Below are 18,690 nucleotides of genomic sequence, written 5' to 3'. Positions count from 1 at the left end.
TTCTATCTGTTGTTTTTTGAGGGGAATATACATTTGCATCGTAAAACTTAAACAACGAACCGGTATAGGGTATACAAAGTTCTGCTAAGGTTCTAAAAGCTGCAGTTATTATTGTACGTAATAATATGGTAAAGGAAAATAAAAATAATATTCACAAAATTAATAATTAAAATTATGAAAATGAGAAATTTGCTTTATGCATCTGTCATTGCATGTGTTCTCGCTTCTTGTTCTAAGGAAGATGATGTTATTGGTGTAAATCCGACTCCGGATAAAGGGAATGCTTCTTTGGTAATTGGAATTAGTTCGAGTGTCCAAACAAGAGCTATTGCCGAGACCAGTACAGAAGATCAAATCAACTCGTTAGTTGTTGCCGTTTTTAATACAGACGGAAGTCTTGTTGCTGTTAAGGATACAACAGCCAGTAACGGTGCAATCAGACGTACTCCTACTGTTAATAGTTTGATTTCCGGTAATACCTATAAAGTGTTGGCTATTGCAAACAAACGAGCTGCTGATTTCAAAGGAAAATCAACAATCGGAGAGTTTCAGACGGTAACTCAGAACCTTGTAGACGGTAGTGATGTTGTTGAAGTTGCGACCGGTGCAGGTTTGACTATGAGTAGCGAAGTTATAACAACCGGCTCTTTAATTGCAGGTCCAAACTTGTATGCGGCAAGCTCAATTGGAGGTTATAATAAAGTAGGTTCCGTTGATATTACTTTGTATCGTAATGTAGCGAAGGTGGTAGTAAATACAATTTCATTAAAAATGAAAGATCCTGTTGCATATAAAAATGCTACATTTACATTGGATAGTGTTTATTTGAAAAATGCTCCGAAACAAACTTTATTGATTGGTGCAGGAGCGGACGCTAAAAATTCTACCTATTATACATCAACCGGCTTCTATTCGGGTTCTAAAGGGGATGCGGATCCGTTGGCTTATTATGCTCAATCTTATACTTCAAATAATGTAATTACAGACATGCTGCAGTCTCAAGGCTCCGTTTTTGCTGCGGCAGATTCATTCTATGTATATGCAAATCAGAATACAAATAATAAGACTTGGTTGGTTGTTAAAGGTACTGTTAAGTATGCAACTGCAAATGGTGCTGAGAAGACTTTGCCTAACAGATGCTATACGATTATTGTGAATGAAACGGGTACATTTTCTGTGGGGTCTGATTCAAGCAAAGGAACTGGTAAAATTGATCGCAATATGCGTTATCAGATCGATTTGACATTATCAGGTACAGGTAGCAACACTCCTGACCCGGATCCGGTAGCAGCTACACTTGATTGCTTCGTAAAAGTAGCTCCTTATGGAATAATCGAACAAACTGCCGAATTTGAATAAGGTAGTATATTAATATAGTGAGAGATCCCCCGGATAGTAAAAAATTTCCGGGGGATCTTTTTTTGTGGTAAAGCATTGCAAACATTGCATTATGCGGGCAATCCTATCAATCGGAAAAAGTTGATGGATTTACCTATTAATATAGAGAGAGCCACCTATCAGCAGAGTCTTGCCGGCATCCTATTTTTGTATCGTAAAAATGAAGTAGATAACATGTATAAAATTTATCATATGAAACTGAATATTTTTCTATTATTCTTATCAATCTGCGGACTGTTTTCCTCTTGTTCGGATGATGATAAAATACAGGAAGAAGTTAAACATATTCCGGATGCGACATTATCGATAGCCGTGAAGGACGAATCTGCTCGGACAAGAGCTTCTCAAACTCGGGCAGATGTTGATCCCGGGGTAAATCTGGGAGATATAGTTGATGTGAAAAACACAGATGGATATATAAATTCATTGACAGTTGCTGTGTTTAATGACGGAGCTTATCCGGATATGGTTTCCGGTGAACTGATTGTTTTGAAGCATTCTTTGGTTGCGACTTCTGAAAGAGGAGGAGTAACAAGTGTAGAACAGATTCCTGTGAAATCCGGTAAAGTGAAATTGTTAGTATTTGCTAATGTGCCGGCATTAAAATTTGAAGGTCTGAAAACGTTGGATGCTTTTATGGGTGATACTCTTCATCTGGACCGGGAGCTGAATGGAAATATTGTAATGACGAGTGGTGTTATTAGCACTACCCTTCTTGCTGATATCGAAAATAAAATAGGGGTTGACAGTGATAATAAAAATGCGGGTATTCCTTTATACCGCGTATTAGCCCGTGTACAATTGTATAATCTCCAGTTTGATCCTAAAGATGAATATAGTGAAAATGCAACGTTAACACCCTTGTCCCTTTTTCTGGCGAACGTGAAGAATTCGTCTTATATGGAAGCTGAAAATGCGTGCGGAGCTTTGGAAATTGAAACAGAAACAGACAAAAATCAAATCCCTTTGCAGTTTTGGTGTGGTAGTTTGGCTGTAAAAGATGAAACCGGAAATATGAAGAAGTTTGCGAATAGTGTAAATGAAAGTCTGCTATGGTATGATTTTACAAATAGCAATCAGACATATAAAGATTTTTTACCGAATGTAGATCCTTGTTTCCAAAATAGATATTTTGCGTTTTTGCCAATCAATGAAGTTCTGGACCCAAGCAAAAAAGATGGCGGTCATATTTCTGTGGGTGGAGGATTTCCGCTTGGCCGTATGTTTTATGTTTATGAAAATCAAGATGAAGAAATGCCTACACTTATGGTTGTGAAGGCCAGGCTTTCTTATAAAGATAAAAAGACAGGTTTGCAGGTCTCAAATGACTACTATTATACTTTGATTGTGAATAAAACGGGTAAAGTTGAAAACTTCTCGGATATAGTACATTCATATATAAAACGAAATAAGTTTTATACAATCAATATGATAATCAGGGGGCCAGGCCCGGATAAGCCATTCGATTTGCTGCAAGATGCTTATGCAAGTGTTGCCGTTAAGGTCAGCAATTGGAAAATTGTAGATATGAGTGGTACGGAGGTAGACTAAAGTCATATAAATATAGAAGGAAAAATAAATTATTATGAAATATATTTCAGTTGTAGACAGGCGGTTGCTTTTTGCATTTTGTACATCAATATTACTGGCTGGTTGTAGTATTCATGATGATCTTGATCCGTGTCCGGGCTATAAATTGACATTGAAGGTTGTCAATGCGGAAGGGGATGACATTACAGAGGCTGTTCCGGGAGATGTGCCTAATGCTTCTCTGTTCATTTTCGATGAAAAAGGCAATTATTTGGAAACGCGCGCACTTGACCAGGATTTTATTGCCGGACGCCGGGAGATTGTACTGGATGGTTATTCTGCCGATGCAAAATTGACGGTTGTTGCCTGGGGTAATATAGATGATGCCGATAAGACAACTGTTACGAAAAGTTTAAAGACTGCCGTTGATCTGAAAGTGACAATAAACCGTACGGCAGATCCTGAAGATGCATCCAAAACCGATATGGCAACTTCGGCAGACGACCTTTATTTTGGTTCACTGGAAGTGATTCGTGCTTCGGCAGGGGACGGCATTACTGTAAATGATACAATTGTGATCCGGCCGCGTACGGGAGAGATTCATATTGAGACAGAAGGTTTGCAATATGCTATTAATGCCCGTACTTTGAAAGCAGATGATCCGATGTGTAATTTCTATTTGAATCGTACCCTGGATTCGTATAATTATAAAGGGGAGACTATTGGTGATAGTGTTTATTATAATCCTGCAGGGGATTGGGGTACGAGTACAATTGGTAAAGAATGGTACACGCCTAAAAACCATCGTCTTTGTCCCGGTGAAAAAATGGATGTGGCATTGAATCTTAACAAACAGTTGCTTGGACGTAAAGAGTCTGATCAGATAGATGACCCGATTACCGTTGAACCCGGGCAACTGAAATATGTACTGATTCAGTTTGGTGAAGATGGATTGATTTCTGGTGTTAAAGTTAGTGTACGTCCCTGGGGTGTGGTGAAGGAAGAACATGAACTCTGATCTTGTCAAACGAATTCGAAAATTATTACGATATGAAATTGAAAAATATAATACTGATATTCTCTGTTTTGCTGGCTTTCGCCTCTTGTTCTAAAAACGATGAAACGGAAGCACCTCAAACAGGAAAAATAGGGCATGTATCTGTCAAAGTAGAAGCGATAGGAGGTTTAGCTACGCGGGCTGCTGATAAGAATGAACTGCCGGGTGAAGCTGCAATTAATAATTTGACTGCTATCATATTTAATGAAAATGGTACTCAAGTGTTAGGCTCTAAGTGGCAGTCTACAGTAGGGGCCGATGGAACTGCTGAAATCACTGATGTTGAGATGCAGACCGGTAATGTACAGATTGCCATTGTTGCAAATGTTCCTCAAGGTTCTTTTGAGGATGTAAATAACTATACTGCATTTGAAAACAAAATAGTAGAATTGTCATCACAATTGCAGAGTAACCTGACAATGAGCAGTCAGCTGATTTCTGTTATACTATCGGATACGGATGATAATTATATTGGGTATGGTACTTCGCAAACTAATGTCGGCGGCTTGAATGATCCGATCCTGTTGACGCGTGTTGCTGCCCGTATAGATGTGGTGAATATCCGTACTAATTTCTCAGGTTCGATACTGTCCGGGCGTACGGTTAGGGTGAATAATATTTGGTTGTCAAAAGTAAAAACGGCTTCCCGTTATTTCAGTGCTGTCGATTGGGGAGTAGTTGAGATTCCCGGTTATTTCTCGGATGAAGTTGCCCGGAATACTTTAAATAGGATCGTAAATGCAGAAACACCTATAACCGATACTTCTTATTATGCTTATATAATGGAAAACGGAGCAAGCGAAAATGCTACCCGGCTGGTGATAGATGCAACTTTGCAGGCCTCGGGCGATTATCTGTCTGAAAGAAAACAATTTTTCGTTACAATTAATGAGAATGGTAAGGATAGAGGATATAATCATAATTATATAAAGAGAAATTATGTTTACCAGATAGGCATTACATTTGGTAAAAATAGTTTTGACGGCGATCAATATCCTGCACCTCCAATACCTTCAACTCCGGTGGATATCACGCTCGACTGTGTCGTATCTATTGCAAATTGGGGGAATATTCGCCAGGAGGCTTCTTATGAATAATTCAATATAGGGTAAAAAAGAATACAAACATTTTAATCAATAATTTATGAAACTACGATATTTATTTTTCTCGCTTATGGCATTAATTGCTTTTGGCGCTTGCTCTAACGAAGACGATATTATTGATAATAATATACCGAAGGAACCGGTGGATGCATATATATCGTTTGTTGCAAAATCGAATACCCAGACAAGATCCATAACGGATGGCAAGGGTGAACAAAATTTGAACAATGAAACGAAAATAACTCGTCTGACAGCCCTTATATTTGACGCTGCTACCAGAAAACGTGTAGCTTATCAGGATGAGACGAACCAGAATGGTATATCCGAGATAAAAGATATACTTATAAAAGTTACCCCGGTAGATGAAAAAGGCGGTGCTACAAATGATAAATTCTATGCTGTATTGGTTGCGAATGCCACAGATAATGTTGCTTCTATCTATAGTATGGACGACTTTAATACGGTTGTTGTTACAAAAAGTTGCGACCAGTACCAAGTAGGAGATGTTTTGCCTATGGCAAGCGATACAATCCAATTCACAGGCGTGCGTCCTACGGTGAAAAAGACAGAGAACGGAACGACTCAGACTACTAAAAACGAAAACTGGATTAAATCGTCTACTTCCGCTTTTATTTATACGGAAGCAACTCAACAGGCTGCAGGAACAATAGCTTTAAATCGTTTAGTTGCCCGTATTCAGGTAGATAAAATAACCGTAAGTTTTCAAGAAGAAACATATAAGAATGCGGAGTTTAAATTAACAGGACTGTGGTTGGCAAATGCCCGTAGCGTTTCGTCTATAAATTCTATAAACAATCCAAGCTATGTTTATTATAAAGGATATGAATCTGCCATGTTTGACAAACTTAAACCTGGAGACCGGGCCGGTTGGATACATCCCGGCTCTGAAGTGGTTCCTGCTTTGTATAAAAAATATACTACCGGTTATACAAAAGGACTGGTTGGTGATTGGACAGATAATTCTGCTATGGGCAAATTTTTCAAATATACGTTTGCTAATCCCGGGAAAGGAGATAATGTAAATGTATATGAAACAGCATTGGTTATCTCCGGATTTTTTAAAAATGCAGGAATAGAAGAAGAAAGACATTTCCGCGTTCTCCTGAAAGACAATGATGAGCCAATAAAAGTAAAGCCTAATCATGTGTATCGGATAGAAGTTATTATTACAGGTGAAGGTTCCAGAGATGAGGATAATATAGAAATGAATGCTTATGTAAGTGCAACGGTTGTTGCCAATCCATGGCAAACTGTAGATCAGGCAGAGAATGATGCAAATTGATAATAAAAATTTCTCCCCGATCATTTTATAAAATCATCCCGATGTTTTTGAAAAAACATCGGGATGATTTGTTTTATATATAGGCCGTACCTAATCTTAAAAACGGTGTTTCTATCGTATCTAAAGGGTGTGCCTATCAATCTGCCGGTATGCTATTTTTACCTATTAATCTTGAAAGTTTCGCCTATAGCCATGCCTATATAATAGCTCTACTTTTGTGACAGAAAAGAAAACGAAATGCATATAAATAATAGGGTTATGAAACTGAAAAATATAATATCAATCATTTGTCTCATATTCGTATTTGTCTCTTGTTCTTCAGAAGATGATATACTGAATGATATGGGAAAAGGCCAAAATCTTGAACTGGTACAAGGTGAAAAGATGGCTTATGTCTCTTTTAACATCGACGGGATACAGACACGGGCAGGTCTGAGTGAGACCGATATTAAATCCGCAGTCTGTTTTTTGTTGGATGGCGACGATAAAATTATTGGATATGCTGATAAAGACGGTAAAATCTTAACCAAAGTAAAGACTGGCTTGAAAGTAGTTGCCGTAGCAAATGCATCTGAGGCTACGATTGCAAATTTGAAAAAACAATCTACTTGGGCTGATTTGAAAAAGGTAGAATTAGGTAAAGACGATCTGGATGGAATGATTAAGATAAATAAAGAACCGACAGCATTTGATTTTACAATTGAGGGTGTGCCCGATACGCCGGGCAAGTATGAAGGTGACTATCCTACGGAAAAGGTGACTGTTAGAGTAGATCAGGTTACTTCCTGTGTGGAATTCTGTTCTTTTGAAACTGTTTATGCAGAAGGTGTTTCTGACGAATTTAAGACGCGTGTGAAAAATATTACGTTGGAAAGTTGCAGACTGGTAAATGCGAACAAGAATGGTCTTTTGGAAGGTGTGGCTAAATACATAGGCTTGAATTATGAATTGTCTTCGATGAATAGTGCACAACTTGCTATCGGAAGTGGAGAGACGGTATCTCCCGGTAAAGCATTTCTTGCATTTGCAAATAATGAAACATATTTAAATGCAACTGCTTTGGAGGTAACCTATCAGGTGGATAGTAAAGAAAAAAAGACTTCGGTATTTAAGATTAAGAAAAATGGAATAAATGAACCTTATGGGGTTGAAGCTGGTAAGAAGTATCAACTGAGAGTGAAAGTTACGGTAAAACAAGATGATGTAGAACTTTTTGTCTCTTGTTCCGTATTGCCTTGGATAGAACGAAATATAGATCTTGGTGAAATTGAATCGACTACAAAATAGATATATAACTAATAACCAGAGGGTAAAATGCGATATGATATGAGAACAAGTAATTTTTTGTTTATGATGGCCATGCTACTCACGGGCATAGGTTTCACAGCTTGCGAGAAAGAAGACAATCCACATAACTTCCAGACCGCCTCTTCCTCTTTTACTTTCTCTCTGGAAGGACTTTCTACCCGTAATGACGGAGATCAGATTCTTCCTACAGAGGGTGAAAAGACGATAAATAATTTGTTTATTGGTTTCTATGAAGAAGGCGCCTGTATTTCTTCCGGACTATATTCAGGAAATGACTTGCAAGCTGCTGCAGATAAAAGTAAATATACTGTAAATAATATACAGGTTCCATTAAATAAGCAACTAACAATATTTGCGGTGGCAAATGGAAGTAAGGACTATGAAAAGATGGATTTGTCGGCACTGAAGACGCAAATAGTTTCGTATGGATCCGCTGATGCTTTTATTGCGGATTCCACGAACCTGGTCAAGGTGGGGGAGCTTTCTAATCAAACATTTACAGTAAGCACAAATCATAGCGTTGATATACCTCTTACCCAATTGGCGGCCAAAATTCATGTGGTGTTGACGATGGATGGGAAGCCTTTTGAGCCAGTTTATGGAGCAGAACTTAGCAGCGATGACGGTGATATACTTGAACTTAAGAAGTTATTTGATAATATCAAAACTGAAAGTTCTGGGAATATAGATAATTATTTGCAAACATCAGATGGGAAGAAATTTGCTGAAAAAATAAAAAAAGAGAACCCGAATGATTGTGATTTTCATTCTCAATTACGCATGATACATAATGGAAAAGAGGTGTCTCCTGCTCCTGGCCAAAAGTGGGTTGTACTTTCTTGTGATTCGACTCTTACTTCTAAAAAAGAATGGATGTCCTGGAAGGGAAATCCTGTTACTGTTAGTCGGATAGCATTAGAAAGTACACTGGATAAATCAGGGAGCGGCCCAACCGGGATACTCAATCCTTTATTTAAGGATGGAATATTGGATTTCGTTTTTTATACTTATCAAAAAAATAATAACGATCCTGTTCTAATTAATATAGATGGAGAACTCTCCCGGATGACAACGACAACTGTGCAGAAGAGATCAGGGAAATTGCATGGAGCTTGGGGATACGAAAAAAAAGGGCCTGATAGCGGTTGGGGGAATGGAGATACGTTTTTTCCTGCTATAAATGATCCTTTTAGTAGTGAAGGATGGGGGGAAACCGTAGAAGGGACTCCTTCTTCAGAGTTTCTCGGCAGTCATCAATTTAACGTTAAAGTTACGCATAGAGAAGGCCTCTTGCCTGGACATATTTACAATGCTACAGGAATGTTGAAGATTAATGAAAAAGCCGAAGTGACAGTAAGCTGGAAGGTCATTTCTGTTACAGACTATGACAAAATACCGGAAATTGGTTTTAATTAAATCGTTATTAAAAAAGCATCAATAAAAACAGTAGTGCAATGAAACAATATAAATACATACTTCAATTTGTGGTAGCGCTTTTCTTTTTCGCTGCTTGTTCGGATGAATCGATAGTAAATCCGGAGGATAAAGTGGAGGAGGGATTACCTGCAACCGTAATGCTTGCTTTTAAATCTGCAGATGCACCGGAGTTGGAAACTAGGGCGACAGACGTTGGTACTGCTATGGTCGAAGGGTTGGCAATTCTTGTCTTTGATAAGACTACAAAGGATAAAATAGGAAAAACTCAATTCTTTTCAGGTGAAAAGGGTTCCAGTGGAAATGTTTTATTGAGTACAACTTCGGGAGAACGTTTGATTTATGCTGTTGCCAATTACAATAGTTCTAATTATGGAGAACTGGAGCAGACATTAAAAGATGTGATAAACCTGGATGGTTTGAAAAATTTGCAAATAAGATTGCAAAATAAGCAATTCACATTTTTGGATGGTAAAATTTTGATGAGTGGATTCTATGGCACTGACGGATCATGTACTATAAAAGCCGGCAATAATACTTTTACAGAAGGAATTGGGTTAAAGAGAATAGCTTCTACAGTGCTTGTAAACTGGACATGTACAAAAGGCGAGTTTATTCCAGAATCGTGGGAGGTTAAGAAATTGCCTAATGAATCGGCTTTGATAGAAAGAGAGAATGATGATTATATATCATCTTATTTTAAGACGGGAGAACAGACCGCTTTTTCGAAAGAATTGACATCGGCTGACAATTCGTTTTCTTTTATAATGTTTGAAAACAGAAAAGTTGCTGAAGCTGACATATCCTCGGTTGATATGCGGGAGTATGCAGAAAATGAAGTTGAAAACTTTAAAAAAGCTCCGGCCAATTCAACTTATTTGGTTTTGAAAGGAACATACAAAGGAAAAACATATAAAGACCAGAATGGAAATAATACCGGTGAAGAGAGGGAAGTAAATGCGACTGTTCAGTATTATGTGCATTTAGGCTTGGTTAATGGAAATAATGACTTTTCCATAGACAGAAATTCTAAATATAGTTATAATCTGAAAATTAATGGTGTTGATGATATTATTGTGGAGGTAACAAAGAATGATCATGTCTATCGTGCAGATGGACAGATTACTTTGCCGGACAACCCAACTGTTGTGTTAGATGCCCATTATGGCGTAGTCAAACTGAAATTTAGTAAGGAACTGATTAACGGTATAAAAGCGGATGTGCAGAATTTAGACGGATTTAAAGCAAACTTCCAGATAAAGGCTTCGACACCTGTAAATAGTTATAATTACAATACTGACGATTTAGATTGGATTACTTTTACAAGAAATACTTCAATAAATACAGATGGCAATCCGAGCCGGAATTTTGCTCCTTATCATCCTGACAAAGCAAAGCCGGTATCAGCCTTCCAGGAAGAATTGTATAATTTGAAGGAGACTGATTTTTTGGATGGTTATGTTTATTATACTTGCTATATTGATGAATATTATTATCCTGGCAAGAGTCTTTCTACGTTCATTAATGCAAAAGACCGTAGCGTGCAGATTAATTATAAACAAATTCCAGTTTCCGGAGCAAGCGACAGCGAGATCATATCTTCCATTTATTTGATACGCCAACATTCAATTCAGACTATTTATGATCTGGATGAATTGACCCGGCAAAATGTTAATGGTTGGGGTGTGGAATGGAGTATGGAACATGGAGCAATGGAATATTCTTTAAATGATAATAAAGGCGGGAAATCCAGTGACACTGATGGAAGAAAAAATATGATTGATGAAGTTCTGGATATTACTCTCGGTGATATTGAGAACCAGGGCCCATCGTGGGATACTTATGTGGATTTTTATAATAATTCGAATCAAAAGACATATGCATATGCTTATGCGGAATGTATGAACAGGAATCGTGACTTGAATGGCGACGGAAAGATTCAGAATGACGAGATTCGTTGGTATTTGCCGGCAATCAACCAATATGTCGGTATGTGGATTGGAGCACCTGCATTAAATCCGGAAGTATGCTTGTATACACTATCATCTTCGGCTGAGATTTACCATTATGTGAGTAATACTCAACAAGGAGCGCTACGTCCTCGTATCATCTGGGCTGAAGAGGGGTCATCTTTGGGAAATTTAAGACATAATGAAGAAAACGGTGTTGAAGGTAAGTGGATGTATCGTTGTGTACGCAATATCGGAAATAAGGGAGTAACCGGTTATCAGGATTATGTTAAGTTTATCGGTTCTGCTACTGAGGGAGGAACATTTGATATTTCTTTGCTAAATAAAGCGGCACTTCGCCAAGCAATTAGCGAGAAACAATCTTTGGGAACTCACACTCATGTTGATGAAGAAAACGAAATAGCTAAGAATGGCTTTGCTGTAAGTGGACGACAAACGAGTGAATGTAATCCTCGATTAAGTTGGCGTCTTCCCAATCAACGTGAAACAACTTTAATAAGTGCCTATATCCCTGATATAGTTAATAACTGGGATAGAACGAATAATCAATTTGCTTCTTGTACTAAATATAAATGGAACACAGCACAGATATATTGGTTTCAAATTGAAGGGAACGGTTTGTATGGCAATGTAACAAAGGGGACTCCTATTAAGAGCAGTTATCGTTGCGTGTGTGATAAGTAACAGGGAATAAACCCTCTATTTTTATATGACGTTAAACAACCTTGTTGTAGTTTTGGTTTTAATCTGGTAAATATAAAAAAAATATATGAAAAAAGTCCTTTTCCTCTTTCTCCTTCTAGTTGGTATGTCGAGCGCATACGGACAGAAGTTTGCGGTGAAATCGAACTTGCTCTATGACGCTACGGCTACTATAAATTTGGGAGCGGAAATAGGGCTGGGTAAAAAATGGTCTCTTGACATATCCGGCAACTATAATGGCTGGATGATGGGTGACCAGGCCCGGTGGAAGCATTGGATGGTGCAACCAGAAGCACGTTATTGGTTATGTGAGAAATTCAATGGTCATTTCTTTGGCCTACATGCACATTATGCCGATTATAATGTGGGTGGATTTAGCCTTTTTGGTGATCGTCTGAAAAACCGCCGTTATCAGGGATATTTGTATGGTGCAGGTTTGACTTATGGTTACCAATGGGTTTTGAGTAATAGATGGAGCATTGAAGCTGCTTTGGGTCTTGGTTGGGCGCACATGAAAGATAATGAATATCCTTGTGCTACCTGCGGAAATAAGTTGCCTGCTGAAACACGTGATTATTTTGGTGTGACAAAAGCGGCTGTTTCTATTATTTACTTTATTAAATAACGAAGCGATGAAAAAGATAAATATATGTATGCTGGCAATCTTGCTGGCTGTGGGTTCACCGCTGGCTGTGGCTCAGACGATCGGTTCGCCGGTGAAGGTTGTTTGTAACGATTTGGTGGAAAAAGGTGGACGGCTTTATATCGATGCGGTTATTATGATTCCTGCAGATGTGGTAAAGTCTAGGAATTCGCTGACATTAACTCCTGTTCTTGAAAGTTCTACGCAAAAGAATGGTTTACCTTCTGTTTTGATTAATGGCAAAAACCGCCAGAAGGTATATAACCGTGAAATTGCTTTGCATAATTTACAAGATGAACCTCGTTATACGGTGTTGAAGGTTTCTGATGGAATGCAGCAGGTTAATTATAAATTGGATATACCCTTTGAACCCTGGATGAAAAATGCCAAACTGGTTTTGGACCAGGATTTGTGTGGTTGTGGTAAAGAAACACCGGGTACTCCGTTGTTGGTTGCCGATAAAATTCGTATGCGTCCTGATGAGCGTTATCAGGTAGCTACCACTTTGGTTTATATTTCGCCGGTGGCAGAAACCGAAAAACATCGGGCAGAAGTGGGTACCGCTTATCTGGAGTTTGTTGTAAACAAATACCAGATTCTGCCGGACTTTCGTAATAATGCTACAGAATTGTCTAAAATCGATAATTCAATCGGTGTGATTGTGAACGATAAAAATGTAAAATTGAGAGATATTGTCCTTAAAGGATATGCTTCACCGGAAGGTTCTTATAAATCGAATACGGTATTGGCCGAAAATCGTGTAAAAGCTTTGGCCGAATATGTCCATAAAAAGCATGATTTCCAAAAAGGGATAATCCTGACTGAAAATGGTTCTGAGGATTGGGATGGTTTCCGTGAAAAGGTACTGGCGGATCAGTCTGTTCCTTCACGGGATAAAGTGCTGGCTATTATCGAAAGCAATATCGATCCTGATAAGAAAGATGCGCAATTGATGGCACTTGATGGTGGCGTTCCTTATCGCTATGTCTTGCAGAATATTTATCCTTCACTTCGTCGCTCGGATTATAAAGTGGATTATACGGTTCGTTTCTTTACTGTGGAAGAAGGACGTGAAGTGATTAAAACGAATCCGAAGCAATTAAGCCTGAGTGAAATGTTTGCAGTGGCTAATAGCTATGAAATCGGTAGTAAAGAGTATAATGAAGTATTTGATATAGCTGTACGTATTTATCCGAATGATCCGGTAGCCAATCTGAATGCTGCAAATATTGCTTTGACAAAAGGTGATTTCGATGCTGCACAAGGCTATTTGAAAAAAGCCGCTAATTCGCCGGAAGCCATTCATTCACGTGGTGTTTTGAACCTGATGCAAGGTAATTTGGATGAGGCCGAAATCCTGCTGAAGCAGGCAAAAGCCGCCGGTGTGAAAGAAGCGGATGCTAATTTGATAGAATTGCAGAAAAAACGGGATGATAATGCACTATTTGATAGTTTTAACTAGAAAATTGATGTAATTACCTACTTTAACTGGCAGACAAAGAAAATATATTTGTAGTACTAATATGCATGTAAAAAATTGTGGGATATGGAAAGCTCGACTACAGTAGAGCGGGTTCTGACATCTGAAATTGATAATTCCGATGGGGTTTATTTGTATCTTGAGGACAATGAATGGTGTGCTTATGAACGTTCTGCTTATTACTTGGCATCATTGGATGTGCCGGTTAAGCTAAAAAGGGAAGTCGTTCGTGACGGATACGATGTCGTATTATTAAAGGCTATGTTGCCGGCGGATAATATGTATTTGCCTTTATCGCCTAATACTGTTTTGAAGCTGGTTGCAGACGACCGGTTGTTGTTCCGGATGAATAAAGTAATCGAGGGATTTCCCGAATGGAAGGAATCTCAGTTGGTAAGATTACCTGCATGAGATAAGGGTTCGTGAGAATCTTATATACTAAGTTGTAAAATTGAGGGTGTATTTGCTCCGGAAGTTGATCTGTTGAAGACGCTTTCGGAGCTTTTTTTATTCCCCGGATGCGCAAAAAACAATTATGCGTGCTGTTTCTGTCAAAGTGATGGTGAATGTATCACTTAAAGCTTCGTTTAGTGTTCCTTGCCACCAGGCGGTAAGTTTACGGTTATGGATAGGCCAGCGTAATCCTTCCGTACTTATTTCTCCGCAAGGGTACATTGAGAAGATTGATATTTGTTGTCCGGGCCGGCTTGTTAAAGTTGCTGTTTTCGTTAAAGGAGTAAATAGGCCGTAATCGGAAAGCATTTCTATCCTGTCGAATAATGGAGCGTGTTCCAGTAATAGAGAAATATTACCGAGTGTATGATCTTCACGTAAACCGGTAGCTCCCAAAATCAGTATATGTTTATATCCGGCTTCATGTGCATAGAAAACAGATTTGGTAAGATCGTTTATTTCCTGGTTTTCTACAATATGGATGCGGTCGGCATATAGTTCTCTCAGAGAAAGAGGAATACTATCCATATCCCCTATAATGGCTGTGGGAGTCAGGCCTCTGTTATAAAGTGCCTGTACAGCACCATCGCAGGCAATAATGATCGGAGTCTGGTGTAATAATTCCAAAGGACGGGCTGTCGTTGGAAAACTACCGTTTGCTACAATTATGCAATCATAAGGTACTGTCATCTGTTTTTATTCCTTTCTTTTTCCACATATGCCATCCGGCAATGGCCAGCAAGGCGTAACAAATATAGAGAAACATTGTGGGATATAATCCGCGTATATAAAAAAGATAAACGGAAATGAAATTTACCACGATCCAGAATATCCAATGTTCAATAATGCTTCGTGCCAACATCCAGGTAGCTACGATACCGACTGCAGTGGTGAAGGCATCACCTATCGGGATCGGAGAATCTGTAAAATTATTCAATATGTACCAGATCATAACAAAAATGACTAATAGAGCGATACCGACTCCCACAGCAAGCTTAGGTGTCAGATGACGGTATATTATTCTTTCGGAAGAATTTTTATTTTCTTCCGGAAGAAATTTGTTTTTCTTCCGGGTCCATTGCCAGAAGCCGTAAATACTGATGCCGACATAATACATGTTAAGTCCCATATCAGCATATATTTTTGAGAAGAAAAATACAAACACATAAACCAGCGACGTGAGAAATCCTACCACCCACATGGCCCGGTGTTGTTTTATCTCAAGAATAAGATAAAGCAAACCGGTGATAACGCCGAAATACTCTAAAAAGTTGACAGATGATAGTTGGCAAATGATAGTTGGCATATTATTAATTAGAATTTTAAAGTAAGACGTGCCATGGCATTGATACCGGCTTGTGTGAAATAAGCGGCGGAATCGATGCGTTTGCCATCTACGATAGACGAATAAACGTTTCCGTTTGTTTCGTATTCGGTATTAAATAGATTATTGACGGTTACATCCACCCCGATTTCTTTTAAGAACTTGGGTTTTATGATGTAACCAACACGTAAACTGTTGATAAAATAAGGATCGATGGAGCGGGATTTGCTGGATGTATTATCCAAATACTGGCGGCTTACATATTGCGAATTAAAACCGGCAGAAAAGTTTTTCCAGTTAAAATCGAACATACTGTTTGCTATTACATTTGGAGAAAAAGCAATATCTGTAGAACCAAATTGAAATTGAACTTCTTCTTGCCCGGGTACAGGATCCCAGTTGTTGTCCAGATTACTTACCGTTTCGATGAAGTTTTTTATCTTATTCCGGCTCCAGGTAACGTTTCCATTCCATAATAACCATTTGGTGATGGTTATGCCGGCCGTCAGTTCAATTCCCATACGGTAGCTTTCTTTTATATTGGATGTGAGAGCTTCTCCTATTTCGCTGATTTTTCCGGTCAGAATAAGCTGGTTGTTGTAATCCATAAAATAGAAATTGGCACCCAGGTAGAATCGTGGATGTGTGAAGCTGTATCCGGCTTCGTAGTCGAACAACCTTTCGGGAACAGGGCGTTCATTAATACCTGCTTCGGTGAAGTTGTCGCGGTTGGGTTCGCGATGGGCAACAGAGAAAGAGGCAAATGCATTATGGAATCCTTTGTTGAAATTTAATCCGACTTTGGGGTTGAAAAAGTTCCAATGACGATTGACATAAAGATTGTCTCCGGCTTTATCGTCGTTCCCTTTAATTGTATAATCTATGCCTCGGTATTGCAGGTCTGCATATCCGTTGAAATAGTCAGTGAAGAGATAATTTACTTTTGCGTATGCATTGTAATCTGTTTTATCTCCGGTGTTGCGATAGTATTCGTAATCCGGTTTTGGAAGGCTGTTAACTTGTTTTGCCCATATAACACGGCCAAAATGATTTCCGGCATATTTATTGGCGGCAGCACCCAACGTTATTTGCATGCTTTCGCTGCGATAATTAGCACTGTATACAGCACCGTAGAAATCGTTATCTAACCATTTGCGGCGGACAAGGTCAGTTTTCTTAACCTCTTTACCAGACGGGTCAATATAATTGGGAAGTTTGTATTTTTCATATTTGGCTCCGGCTTTATAATCTTCGTAATAGCCGCTACCATCTGTGTAATGGAGAGTGAGTGCCATATTCCAGAAATCGTTAAGACGTTGGCTTGCCATTAGTTGATAATTGTGCTGCCAATAATTGTCTGTTTGGTTATCGTAGAATTTGGTTACGCCGTCTTCTTCGTATGCGCCGCATGAATTATAAGTCCGGTCTGTTTTCAACTTGTCTGCCGGTACACCGTTCCATGCCTGGTATGTTTTTTCGCTGTTGCCGAAGGTCTGAAATTTGATTAATGTATTGGAAGCATAAAAAGCTGCCGATACATAATAAGAACTCATCCGGGCGAAAGCGCGGTCTATGTAGCCGTCGCTACGGATATTTGAATATCGGGCATCAAAAGCAAAATGGTCGTATAATAGCCCGGTTCCGCCTTTTACCGTATTTTTTACAGTACCGAAAGAACCGGCTGAAATAGAATATTCAGCATATGGTTGTAAGGCCGGCTTTTGCGTCTGCATGGCAACCGTAGCACCAAAAGAAGCAGCACCGTTTGTAGATGTACCTGCTCCGCGTTGGATTTGAATACTTTCTACGGAAGAAGCGATGTCTGCCATGTTTGCCCAGAACAAGGTGTGCGATTCGGGATCATTCATGGGAACCCCGTTTACTGTAATGTTGATACGGTTTGCATCTGTTCCCCGGATACGGAAACCGGAGTAACCAATGCCTGTTCCAGCATCGGAAGTCATAATAACAGACGGGGATTGGGAAATAAGATACGGAATACCTTGTCCGTCGTTTTTACTGTTAAGCTCTTTTCCGGAAATATCCGTGTAAGCAACGGGGGTTCCTTTTACAGCTTTAGTGGCGGTGATCACAACTTCGTCCAATGATATGTCTTTGGCGATTTTCAGGGAGTCTACCGTTTCATGGGATTTGCCCTGTACATTAGAAATGACCAGTGAAGCGGCCATTACGATTAAAACACTTTTCATCCTTTTGCCTTTTTATTTAAAACGAAATGGTTGAATAGTGGAGGAGTGAGTATTGATTCAATTTCCCTGCGCCGGCATTACCCGTATCAGGTTCTATGGGTATAATCTCAGCCTGCAACCTTATCAGAACGAATCGGTACAAGCACCCCCTTGTATTCGGCGGCAAAGATAATGAAAAAGAGTATTTGCACAAAAAATACATATTTCTTTGTAAAGTCGTTGACAATTTGTATATTTGCAAGCGATTAAGCGAAGATGAGGAGGGGGCGGGTAGTCCCCTCCTTTTGTTCTCAACTGTTTGTATATGATTGAAAAAAGTGTAGTAAGCCAGTTGGTCGAGGAAAAATTAGCCTCTTCAGACAATTTTTTAGTGGATATAGTTATTAAACCGGGAAATCTTATTATTGTCGAGATTGATAATGATGAGGGTGTTTGTATTGACGACTGTGCAGAATTGAGCCGTTATCTGGAAGAACATCTGGACCGGGATGTGGAAGACTATGAACTGGAAGTTGGATCGGCGGGTATCACCTCTGCATTTAAGGTTCTTCGCCAATATGTTAAGAATATTGGCAATGAAGTGGAAATGTTGCTTAAAAACGGAGTCAAGTTGGCTGGTGTGCTGAAATCGGCGGATGAAACCGGTGTGGTTGTTACCGTTGAAAAGCAGATCAAACCGGAAGGTGCAAAGCGAAAAGTAACTGTGCAGGAAGATCAGTCGTATACATTTGATGAAATAAAATATACAAAATACTTAATAAGATTCAAGTAAATT

15 protein-coding genes and 1 riboswitch are annotated in these 18,690 nt (G+C 39.0%); of the genes, 12 read left to right on the top strand and 3 right to left on the bottom strand.

Annotation, left to right across the window (positions count from 1 at the left end; genetic code table 11):
• Positions 1–174: 174 nt before the first annotated feature.
• From CTY47_RS09260 to CTY47_RS09210, 11 genes are all read left to right on the top strand, one after another.
• The gene (locus tag CTY47_RS09260) at positions 175–1,359 is read left to right on the top strand and encodes a fimbrial protein (RefSeq protein WP_099464476.1); all 1,185 of its coding nucleotides are present in this window, start codon (positions 175–177) and stop codon (positions 1,357–1,359) included.
• Between the two features lie 231 nt (positions 1,360–1,590).
• On the top strand, positions 1,591–2,949 hold the full coding sequence (locus tag CTY47_RS09255) for a fimbrial protein (protein ID WP_158228521.1): 1,359 nt from the start codon (positions 1,591–1,593) through the stop codon (positions 2,947–2,949).
• A 34-nt stretch (positions 2,950–2,983) separates the two neighbouring features.
• The gene (locus tag CTY47_RS09250) at positions 2,984–3,946 is read left to right on the top strand and encodes a FimB/Mfa2 family fimbrial subunit (RefSeq protein ID WP_099464474.1); all 963 of its coding nucleotides are present in this window, start codon (positions 2,984–2,986) and stop codon (positions 3,944–3,946) included.
• A 32-nt stretch (positions 3,947–3,978) separates the two neighbouring features.
• Positions 3,979–5,082 (top strand): fimbrial protein, encoded by a 1,104-nt coding sequence (locus CTY47_RS09245; RefSeq protein WP_099464473.1) that lies wholly within the window; start codon positions 3,979–3,981, stop codon positions 5,080–5,082.
• A gap of 46 nt (positions 5,083–5,128) precedes the next feature.
• Positions 5,129–6,391 (top strand): fimbrial protein, encoded by a 1,263-nt coding sequence (locus CTY47_RS09240; RefSeq protein WP_099464472.1) that lies wholly within the window; start codon positions 5,129–5,131, stop codon positions 6,389–6,391.
• 258 nt (positions 6,392–6,649) lie between these two features.
• Positions 6,650–7,678 carry a hypothetical protein gene (locus CTY47_RS09235; RefSeq protein ID WP_143813365.1) on the top strand — a complete coding sequence of 343 codons (1,029 nt, stop codon included), beginning with the start codon at positions 6,650–6,652 and terminating at the stop codon, positions 7,676–7,678.
• Between the two features lie 39 nt (positions 7,679–7,717).
• Entirely contained in the window at positions 7,718–9,115 is a 1,398-nt protein-coding gene (locus CTY47_RS09230) for a hypothetical protein (RefSeq protein ID WP_158228520.1), read from the top strand.
• Positions 9,116–9,153: 38 nt separating this feature from the next.
• Entirely contained in the window at positions 9,154–11,787 is a 2,634-nt protein-coding gene (locus CTY47_RS09225; protein ID WP_099464469.1) for a DUF4906 domain-containing protein, read from the top strand.
• Between the two features lie 85 nt (positions 11,788–11,872).
• The gene (locus CTY47_RS09220) at positions 11,873–12,430 is read left to right on the top strand and encodes a DUF3575 domain-containing protein (protein ID WP_099464468.1); all 558 of its coding nucleotides are present in this window, start codon (positions 11,873–11,875) and stop codon (positions 12,428–12,430) included.
• A gap of 7 nt (positions 12,431–12,437) precedes the next feature.
• Entirely contained in the window at positions 12,438–13,910 is a 1,473-nt protein-coding gene (locus CTY47_RS09215) for a DUF3868 domain-containing protein (RefSeq protein ID WP_099464467.1), read from the top strand.
• 84 nt (positions 13,911–13,994) lie between these two features.
• Positions 13,995–14,339, top strand: a complete 345-nt coding sequence (locus CTY47_RS09210) for a hypothetical protein (protein WP_099464466.1) — start codon at positions 13,995–13,997, stop codon at positions 14,337–14,339.
• Between the two features lie 96 nt (positions 14,340–14,435).
• Here CTY47_RS09210 and CTY47_RS09205 read toward each other — a convergent pair whose 3' ends face one another.
• The 3 genes from CTY47_RS09205 to CTY47_RS09195 are packed head-to-tail and all read right to left on the bottom strand — an operon-like array spanning position 14,436 to position 17,915.
• Entirely contained in the window at positions 14,436–15,071 is a 636-nt protein-coding gene (locus CTY47_RS09205; protein WP_099464465.1) for a thiamine diphosphokinase, read from the bottom strand.
• Positions 15,055–15,687: a nicotinamide riboside transporter PnuC gene (pnuC, locus tag CTY47_RS09200; RefSeq protein ID WP_099464464.1), complete on the bottom strand. Its 633-nt coding sequence runs from the start codon at positions 15,685–15,687 to the stop codon at positions 15,055–15,057. Before pnuC ends, CTY47_RS09205 begins: the two co-directional genes overlap by 17 nt.
• Before the next feature lie 8 nt (positions 15,688–15,695).
• On the bottom strand, positions 15,696–17,915 hold the full coding sequence (locus CTY47_RS09195) for a TonB-dependent receptor (protein ID WP_099464463.1): 2,220 nt from the start codon (positions 17,913–17,915) through the stop codon (positions 15,696–15,698).
• A gap of 46 nt (positions 17,916–17,961) precedes the next feature.
• Positions 17,962–18,073, bottom strand: a riboswitch (TPP riboswitch).
• A 146-nt stretch (positions 18,074–18,219) separates the two neighbouring features.
• Between CTY47_RS09195 and rimP the strand changes: the two genes are divergently transcribed.
• Positions 18,220–18,687 carry a ribosome assembly cofactor RimP gene (rimP, locus tag CTY47_RS09190; RefSeq protein ID WP_099464462.1) on the top strand — a complete coding sequence of 156 codons (468 nt, stop codon included), beginning with the start codon at positions 18,220–18,222 and terminating at the stop codon, positions 18,685–18,687.
• The last annotated feature ends 3 nt before the right edge of the window (positions 18,688–18,690 follow it).

The sequence above is a fragment of the Parabacteroides provencensis genome (genome assembly GCF_900232875.1).
GTDB classification, from domain to species: Bacteria; Bacteroidota; Bacteroidia; order Bacteroidales; family Tannerellaceae; genus Parabacteroides; species Parabacteroides chinchillae.
The sequence above is the reverse complement of the archived record's forward strand: the minus strand, read 5'-3'. Positions and strand labels throughout refer to the sequence as shown.